Genomic DNA, 9,442 nt, shown 5'->3' with positions numbered 1-9,442 from the left:
TGGGGATATTAATGCGTGTTAATCATCAAACAAATGCTTATGCTAATTATGGGAATTCTAATGCTTTGTTAAACAGAAATGTCAATACAAATTTGGCAATAAAAGACAATAAAGAGCAAAAGGCAGAAATTTCTAATGAGGAACTTTTGAAGCAAGTGCGGGAATATTACAATTATCCTGTGCTAAATAATGAGAGAATGATTTTCTTAGTATCAGAGCCAAGCACTTATGCTTGGAAGCAAGAAATCGCAACAAAATCTGCAAATGTAGGGATACCTACAAAGAGTGAATATGAACAATCTTTGAGGTTTTTAGAGCAACAAATGGATAAAATAATGGCAGAGGTTGCAAGAGAAAATTATGACTTAATTCAACTCGCAAAGCAGATTGAAAAAGTTGAGTTTGTCCCGGGAGAAACACGAGAATACACACAAGAAGAAAAAGATTTGATGGACGATAGGGGGACAGAAGGATATGCCAAGCTGTTATATATTATGGACGCATATTCAGTAAGAGAACTTAGAGAGAATCCATCTGCTAGAACATACACAGAAAATGAGGCAAAGGAGATGGCTTTAAATCATAGTTTGCCTGAGGAAGATTATAGTGTGTTTTTCTCTCATATTGCTGATAAACTTTCACCAAAACAGAGAGAAGAGATTATAGAAGCCATAGCAAAAGTGCAAGCGTATGAAGAGAAAAATGGCGCACAAATCTATAATGTTCTTTTGAAAAAGAACCAAGAAACAGGGCAATGGGAGTATTCATCACTTATAAACAAGTCTTTGAATGCAGAATCTCTAATCTTAAGATATTCCAACCTCGCCTTTGAATCTGTGCTAGAAGTATTAGAAAACAAAGAAAAGTTAGAAACAAATTCCACAAGTGATTCCATAATGCAAACACTGCTTAAGGAATCTAAGGAGAATAAGGATACAATCTATAAAAATATTTAATCTCTCCAAGAGCTCCACAATCAAGAAGTGAAAAGCCTTTATGGCTGAATCGTCTTGATTACGCTTAGATATGTTATAATTTGAGAATTTTTAAGGAGAGTGCAATGGACGAGGACATTATCAAGCCTGAAGAAGAGGATTTTTTAAGCAAACCAGACGCTGATGCAGTCTTGCAAAAGGCGTGTTTGAATATTGATTTAAACAATGGCACAATTAAAGAGCAAAAATATGGTAAATCTGCCGTTCTTTTAGAAACAAGCAGCAAAATGGTAGTGGATAAACAAGGATTAATCCACTCCGGAAATTTATTCTCAAGTGCCGCATATAGTGCGTTATTGGCGGTTAATAATCCCAATGGAATCGTCATTGGTGCAGAAGTGAAGTTTTTAGCCCCCATTGAACTAGGTAATGAAGTCTTATTCCGCGCAGAAACTTTGCAAGAGGATACAAAGAAGCGAGAAGTTAAGGTAGAGGGCTTTGTGCTGGATATTAAAATCTTTGATGCAATGTTTTATATTGCGGTGTTTGATAAACATGTTTTAAGTTTGCATATTACAAAAGAAATGGAAAAGAAAATGGGATAACCCCAAACAAAGAATCGCAAATTTAAGGAAATGGAATGAGAGTGGATTTACATAATCACACAAGCCTTTGCAATCACGCAACAGGCACAATGGAAGAATATGTCTTGCAAGCCATTAAAGAAGGGATTGATGTCTTTGGATTTTCGTGTCATAATCCTATGGATTTTGATATGCAATATCGTATGGATTTTAAAGATTTACCCTTTTATCTTAATGAGATTGCACGACTTAGGGAAAAATATAGTGAGCAAATTGAGATTCTAACTGCGCTTGAGATTGATTTTTTGCCCTCTTTTCTTGATGAAAAATTATTTTCTCTGCCCTTAGATTATAGAATCGGGGCGGTACATTTTCTAGGCGATTGGGGTTTTGACAACCCCGAGTTTATTCGAGAATATTCTAAACGCGATATTAATGATTGCTGGAGCCAATATTTCAAAGCCACCGAAATGTTGGCAAAAAGTGGAAAATTTGATATTTTAGCCCATATGGATTTGTTAAAAATCTTTAATTATCGCCCAACAAAAGATTTACGCTCACAAATAGAATCCGCACTCAAAGAGGTAAAAAAAGCAAATATGTGCATAGAGCTTAATGCTGCTGGATTTCGTAAGCAAGTTCAAGAACAATATCCAAGCAGAGAGATTTTGCAAATGGCGTATGCGTTGGAGATTCCAATTTGTTTTGGAAGTGATGCACACGCAGTGGAACAAATCAATTTCAAGCGGGTAGAGTTGGAATCACTTGCCAAAGAAATAGGCTATACCAAGTGCGCAGTTTATCGGAGTAGAGAGCGAGAGATGGTGGAATTTTAGTTTTATCAGAAATTTAAGCAAACTCAATAAAAATTAAGTAAAATTGCGCTAAATTCTCATCTCTTTTTGCTTTATAGCCACTTTTTAATTGGGGAGCTTGTGGAGGGTATGTGTCACTGGTGGGCATCGTGGGCTTCAAACCCATTTGAGCGGATAGGTGTCTATTTGCTGGGGAGTTCGATTCTCTCACCCTCTCGCCAATTTTTAAGATATTTTTAAGGAATTATTATTAAAACAAATTTTTTAAAAACTCTATTGACACAATTTTCAAAAAACAAAACCTCTATGAAAGTGCGTATAGTTTCTATACTTCTAACTTTTGGAATCCTAACCATTCTAGGTCTTGTAGATATTTTTTCATTTTTGAAGCCTCTAGCCCAAGTCCAATCGTGGCTTTTTGGGTATTTGGGATATATTTGGCTTTTTATTGCTGCATTTTTTATTTACAAAACAAAATTATCATTAGATTTCAAAAGTAGCCGATTCTTAGAAAAAGCACTTGGTATTGTGATAGGAGTTTTTGCGCTTCTTGTATTGCAAGGTTTATTTTTTAAACAAGCGGGTATTTTAGGAATCGCATTTAATAGTGTGCTTTCGCCTCTTATTACCCATTTGGGTATTTTTATTTTGGTTTTATTGAGCTTTGCTTTTAGTATTATTCTTTATAGCGGAAAATCTCCTAAAGAATTAGTTAAAATATTCTTGAAGGATTTAAAAGAGGATTGGAAACAAAGTCAAGTTCCAAAAGAAAAAATAATCAAAGACAAAGAAAAATTAAAAAGATTTGGTTTGCAAATTAAAGCATTTTTCACGCCACCAAGCCAAGTTCAAAAAAAATCTTCTCAAGACACAACAAATAAAGAATCTCCGCAAAAGAAAGAAGCGCAGAATGTGCGTAAAAATGAAACACAAGAATCCAATGCTTCCACCTTTTCTTTTGCAAAAACTCCTAATGCACCACGCGCTTTGACGCTAGAAGAATTGATTGAGCAAAGCAAAAACAATCCTCCTCCCACTCAATTTTCTTTCAAAAACAATAAAGAGGAAGAGTTGGAGGAAGCAGAGGATTTAAGGGACGAAAAAGAAGAAAGGTTCGATGATAAACAACCTTTTGAATCCGAAATAGACGCATTAAGACAAGATGTTGAATTGCCAACAAGAGAAGATAATCCGCTAGAAAATGTTTCCATAGAACAAAATGTGCCACAGATTCGCATTGTAAGCCCACAAGAAGCGAAGCAAGGGGGAGAAAATTTTGACGCAACACAATTTCAGTTGAAATCAATGGCAAACTTGGAAACCTTTAAACATTTTGAACAAAATCCTCTCTATCAAAAGCAAGAATCCAAAGAAGAAGTCATTAAGCTTATCAAAAAAGAGGAGTGCAAAAACGCACACATTGCATATCCGCAAAGCCCTGAAATGACTTTGCGGGATTCTATTGCAGAATCTCAAAATGTATCCTCAACACAAGATAGCCCCATTTCTCAAGATTCCACATTGGTGGAGTCTGCAAAGCCAAAACCCATTAAAGCTTATCCCAAAAATCTCTATGCTGCCACGCCTTTTAGTGCATATTATGATAAAGAGCCTGTTGGCACTCACGATTGTCTAGTGCAAGAACATTCTATCAATAGAGACAATCTTCAAGATTCCTCTTGCGCTAAAGACAATGCGCCTAGCACGATTTTTTATTATGGCAATATCAAAAGCACACGACCAATTCAAGCCCAAGAAATTCAGCAAATTTCACAAGAGATTGCCCAAAACAACCCCAAAGAGGAATCCAATGTGAATGAACCTGCAACAATCAATCAGATTGTCAAACAAGTTATTCAAGAATTTATGGAATCCCAAGCCGTGCAAAAACAAATTCCTAATGAGAGTTGGGAAGAATGCAATCAAAAGAATGTGGAGGACGAAAAGCCACAAGCGCAAAATTTTAAAGAGGCTGAATCGGATTCCACGCAAACAGCAGAGAAAACAGAATCTGTAGTAAGATTAGAAAATCCACAAAAAATTGATGAGGTGGTTACAGAGATTCCAACTACACAAACTCCATTAAATTATACGCCTCCACCATTTGCAACAAATAAAATTCCTAGCTATGGTTATAGTTTTGATGACAATTTGAAAAAAGAAGTCAATAAAGCGCAAATGGATTTGCCACTAAGCAAGGCAATTCCTCCAAAAAATTCCCTAGATGCGCAATCTCCTAACACAGAAACGATTAGTTTATTTAAAGAAGTTAAAGCGAGTGTAGTCGCCCATAGCACACAATCGCCCAGCAAAGAAGGCGATTCTCTACCGCAAACTGCCGTAGAATCCTGTGTGCCTTTTATCAAGCAAGAGAATAAGGAAGCATCCCATACTGCTAAATTAAAGCAAGAAGAGACCAAGCAGCTTTCTATCCCTAATGATAAAGCAATGGAATCGCAAATCCCTCACGCAACACAAGAGAATATTGCTTTATCGTTGGATTCCAAAGAGCGCAACACATTAGTAAAGTCTATCCCCGAGAATGAAAGCCTTTTGAATGCATTGGAGATTGATAAAGATTCACAAAATTTGGAATCACAAGATTTTATTTTGCCCAAATTGGAGTTTTTACAAGCACCGCAAGAAGAACGTGTAGAGATAGATGAGGGAGAGATTGACCGAAAGATTAACGATTTATTGGGCAAGTTGCGAATGTTTAAGATTGAGGGTGATATAGTGAGGACTTATTCTGGTCCCATTGTTACGACTTTTGAATTTCGTCCAAGCCCAAATGTTAAAGTTTCACGCATTTTAACTTTACAAGATGATTTGGCTATGGCATTACGAGCTAAAACCATTCGTATCCAAGCTCCCGTGCCGGGCAAAGATGTTGTGGGGATTGAGATTCCAAATAATCAAATTGAAACCATTTATTTACGAGAAATTTTAGAGCACTCTTTATTTTTAAATTCCGCTTCACCTTTAACCCTTGCACTTGGTAAAGATATTGTAGGAAATCCTTTTGTAACAGACCTCAAGAAACTCCCACATTTACTGATTGCAGGAACAACGGGTAGCGGTAAAAGTGTGGGGATTAACGCAATGATTCTTTCTTTGCTTTACAAAAACTCTCCGGATCAATTAAAATTATTAATGATTGATCCTAAAATGCTAGAGTTTAGCATTTACAATGAGATTCCACATTTATTAACACCTGTAATTACACAACCAAAAAAGGCAATTATCGCACTAGATAACACCGTAAAAGAAATGGAAAGAAGATATGCGCTAATGAGTGAGGCAAGGATTAAAAATATTGAGGGTTATAACCAAAAAGCAGAGATAGAGGGGTTTGAGCCTTTTCCTTATATTGTTGTCATTATTGATGAATTAGCAGATTTAATGATGAGTGGAGGCAAAGAAGCAGAAGTTTCTATTTCGCGTCTTGCGCAGATGGCTCGCGCAAGCGGAATCCACCTTATTGTTGCTACGCAACGTCCAAGCGTAGATGTTGTAACAGGACTTATCAAAGCCAATCTGCCCTCCCGCATTAGCTATAAAGTAGGACAGAAAATTGATTCTAAAGTTATTTTGGATAGTTTTGGAGCGGAATCTTTGCTTGGAAGAGGAGATATGCTTTTCACGCCACCCGGTGGCGGAATTGTGCGCTTACACGCTCCTTGGAGCACAGAAACAGAGATTGAAAAAATTGTAGAATTCATTAAGGCGCAGCGTCCGCCACAATATGATGAAAACTTTATGCCAAGCGAAGATGAAGTGTTGGGTTTGCGTGTAGAGGGCGAAACCGATGAACTTTATGAGGAAGCCAAACGCATTATTTTAAGTGATGGTAAAACTTCCATTAGTTATATTCAGCGCAGACTAGGGATTGGATACAATAAAGCGGCAAACATTATAGAGCAAATGCAAGTAAGAGGATTTTTAAGTGAACCTAATTCCAAAGGTGTGCGCGAGATTTTGGGTAATTAAGTAATTAATTGAGAGTTTATTGCTTTTAAGGTTGTAGTTTAAGACAAGTTTTGATAGAATAAAAAATTACACAATATTTAAGTTGGAGCATAAAAAGAATGAAATCAAGTCTAAAAGTTACAAATATTGATAGTGCAAACGCTACTGCACAAGCTGTTATTCCCGCAGATACACTAAACCAAAAATTAGACAAGGTAACAAAGGCGGCGAGTAAGAATTTAAAAATTGATGGATTTCGCAAGGGACATGTGCCTGCTAGTGCGATAAAACAACGTTATGGCAAACAATTAGAGGAAGATGCGCAAAGGGAATGTGTACAGGATATTTTAAAAGATATTTTAAAAGAACTAAAGGTTGAGCCTCAAGCGTTAATTGGAGATCCACGCATTACAAAATTTGACAAAAAGGACGAGGGAATTGAAATTGAAATAGAGGTGAGTTTAACCCCAACAATCCCATTGGATAATCTTGAGGATTGCATTCCAGAGGTTAAGATTCCAGAAGTTACACAAGAGGATATTGCGAAGCGTCTTGAAGAGATTGCAAGTGCGAGAGCACCGCTTGTAGGCATTGAAGATGGCAGACGAAAGCTAAAAGATGGGGAATATGCAAAAATCAATTTTGAAGGTTTTATAGAGGGTGAAGCTTTTGAGGGAGGGAAAGCGGAAAATTATTTGTTGAAAATTGGCAGTAAGTCTTTTATTGAAGGTTTTGAAGAACAACTCATTGGTATGAAAAAAGGCGAAGAAAAAGAGATTAATGTAACTTTTCCAGAAAATTATCAGGCAAAGCATTTGGCGGGAAAACCAGCAGTATTTAAGGTAAAGTTGCTAGAGATTCAAACAAAGGGTAAAATTGAGATTGATGATAATTTTGCAAAAACTCTTTTGCCAGATGAAAAAGATGTGAATGTAGAAACATTAAAAGAAAAAATCAAAGCACAACTTCAAAGCGAGAAAAAGCAGGAGATTTACAATAACGAACTAAAAGAAATCTTGATTGAAAATCTCAATAAGAATATTTCATTTGATTTACCTCGGTCTATTGTCCATCAAGAAATGGATTTACTCTTTAGAAATAGTTTAATGTCTTTGTCTCAAGAGGAACAAGAAAAACTTGCCAAAGAACCAGAAGAGCTTAAATCCAAACGCGAAGAGCAAAGAGAAAACGCAGAAAAAAGTGTGCGTGTAACTTTTATTATTGACGCCATAGCGAAACAAAACAAAGTAGAGATTCCAGATAGCGAAGTGGTTAATACAATTTATTATGAGGCAATGGCTATGCGCCAAGATCCTAAGGCTGTCTTTGAATACTATAAGAATAATAACTTGATTCCAGCAGTTAAAATGGCTATGTTAGAGGATAGAGTATTGACTATGCTGTTGGATAAGAGGGCGTAATGAGCTATTATGTTCCAACGGTTATAGAAAAATCAGGACGCGGGGAACGCGCGTATGATATTTACTCTAGGCTCTTGAAAGATAGAATTATTTTATTAAGCGGACAAATTGATGATGGCGTAGCTTCCTCTATCGTGGCTCAACTTTTATTTTTGGAAGCTGAAGATCCAGAAAAAGATATTTATTTATATATTAATTCACCCGGCGGAGTTGTTACGAGCGGATTAAGCATTTATGATACAATGAATTATGTTAAGCCTGATATTAGCACAATTTGCATTGGACAAGCAGCAAGTATGGGAGCATTCTTATTGAGTTGTGGAGCAAAGGGTAAGCGTTATTCTTTACCTAATTCTCGGATAATGATTCATCAGCCATTAGGGGGAGCGCAGGGACAAGCTACCGAGATTGAGATTCAAGCAAAAGAAATTTTGCGCTTAAAGGCTAGTTTAAATGAGATTTTAGCAGCAAATACAAATCAGCCACTAGAAAAGATTGCCAAAGATACTGATAGAGACTTTTATTTAAGTGCCTATGAAGCGCAAGAATATGGACTGATTGATAATGTCTTAAGCAAGAGCCTAAAGTGAAAGGAGGTTAGCAATGCAAAGCGATTTTGATTCGTTTGAGGGATTACAAAGTTTTGAAACAGATGGAATAGAAGAATCTTCCTCAAATAATTCATCTTCTTTTTCCTCGTTTGGATTGGATTCTAGTTCAACACCCGGAACTTCGGTGGATACAAGTGCTACAGAAGCAAACACATTGGAAGACTATGGCACACAAATTATTCACGCGTTGAATGCCGATGGAGTCTTACCTACTCCTTACAATTATAGAATTTATTTTGATAAATTACTTGAGAATAAAAACCAAGAATTTAAAGACAATGCAACGCGACTGATTGATTCTGACCTCACTCCAACAGAAAGACAAGCTTTGTTGGAAGACAAGGTATTAAAAGCTAAAAATCATATGAGCAATACCCTGCAACAAGTGGGTGCAACCTACAATAATCTCCAGATTCTACAAAATATTCTTAAAAAGCACGAACTTGAAATCACTGCAGTTAATAATGCTATTACCTTACAAAATATTATTGCAGTTTTTGAAAAAGAATTAAACAAATTAAGCGAAACCACTAAAACACAACTTCAGAATATCAAAACTTCTTACGATAGAAGCATTCAGGCAATTGAAAGCATAGGAAATAATATCATTTGCGATAGCAAGTATGGGTTTTATAATCGTAATTTTTTGGATATTAGAATCTCATCCGAATTGGAAGCTATCCATAGAGATAATTATAAATCCTCTCTTATTTTAGTTCAAATAACTAAAAGTCTTGCGCGTCAAATCAATTCAGAAAAGAATATTATGCTTGCCAATCGTGCAATTTCCAAAATTTTACAAAAAGTCGTCAATAAAAGTGATGTTCTAGCTTATTGTGGTTCAGAGATTTTTGGAGTTTTACTTAGCCATAGCGATAGGGATTCTGCAAAAAGATTCGCTAATCGCTTGATTGAAAAGGTTGCAATGAGCAATATCTTTTTAGGTGAGGAGGAAGTCTCTCTTAGCGTTTGTACAGGAATCGTTGAAATTGATGCAAATTCTAAAAATAAAGAAGTCTTTAAGAATGCGCTTGAAGCTTTGAAAAAAGCATCTAATGGGAATGTTTCCTTTGTTGTATCAGGAGAAGGAAAGGAGAAAAAGTAATC

General features: G+C 36.2%; 7 protein-coding genes and 1 tRNA gene. All 8 read left to right on the top strand.

What is annotated here, in order from left to right:
* Window positions 1–956, top strand: a 956-nt coding sequence (locus tag BS85_RS0108990; RefSeq protein ID WP_026944492.1) for a hypothetical protein, incomplete at its 5' end; no start/stop codon positions are given.
* A gap of 104 nt (window positions 957–1,060) precedes the next feature.
* Window positions 1,061–1,540, top strand: a complete 480-nt coding sequence (locus BS85_RS0108985; protein ID WP_026944491.1) for a hypothetical protein — start codon at window positions 1,061–1,063, stop codon at window positions 1,538–1,540.
* 35 nt (window positions 1,541–1,575) lie between these two features.
* Window positions 1,576–2,355 carry a histidinol-phosphatase gene (locus tag BS85_RS0108980; protein WP_026944490.1) on the top strand — a complete coding sequence of 260 codons (780 nt, stop codon included), beginning with the start codon at window positions 1,576–1,578 and terminating at the stop codon, window positions 2,353–2,355.
* A gap of 101 nt (window positions 2,356–2,456) precedes the next feature.
* Window positions 2,457–2,555 (top strand) — tRNA-Sec (locus BS85_RS11630).
* Between the two features lie 55 nt (window positions 2,556–2,610).
* Window positions 2,611–6,324: a DNA translocase FtsK gene (locus BS85_RS10655; RefSeq protein WP_425402395.1), complete on the top strand. Its 3,714-nt coding sequence runs from the start codon at window positions 2,611–2,613 to the stop codon at window positions 6,322–6,324.
* Between the two features lie 98 nt (window positions 6,325–6,422).
* Window positions 6,423–7,724, top strand: a complete 1,302-nt coding sequence (gene tig, locus BS85_RS0108965) for a trigger factor (RefSeq protein ID WP_026944489.1) — start codon at window positions 6,423–6,425, stop codon at window positions 7,722–7,724.
* Window positions 7,724–8,314 (top strand): ATP-dependent Clp endopeptidase proteolytic subunit ClpP, encoded by a 591-nt coding sequence (gene clpP, locus BS85_RS0108960; RefSeq protein ID WP_026944488.1) that lies wholly within the window; start codon window positions 7,724–7,726, stop codon window positions 8,312–8,314. Before tig ends, clpP begins: the two co-directional genes overlap by 1 nt.
* Window positions 8,315–8,327: 13 nt before the next feature.
* Window positions 8,328–9,440 carry a GGDEF domain-containing protein gene (locus tag BS85_RS0108955; RefSeq protein WP_026944487.1) on the top strand — a complete coding sequence of 371 codons (1,113 nt, stop codon included), beginning with the start codon at window positions 8,328–8,330 and terminating at the stop codon, window positions 9,438–9,440.
* Window positions 9,441–9,442: the final 2 nt, after the last annotated feature.

Origin of the sequence: Helicobacter rodentium ATCC 700285 (genome assembly GCF_000687535.1) — a bacterium.
Taxonomy (GTDB): domain Bacteria; phylum Campylobacterota; class Campylobacteria; order Campylobacterales; family Helicobacteraceae; genus Helicobacter_D; species Helicobacter_D rodentium.
Note: the sequence above shows the minus strand (reverse complement) of the source record. Positions and strands in the feature narration are given on the sequence as shown.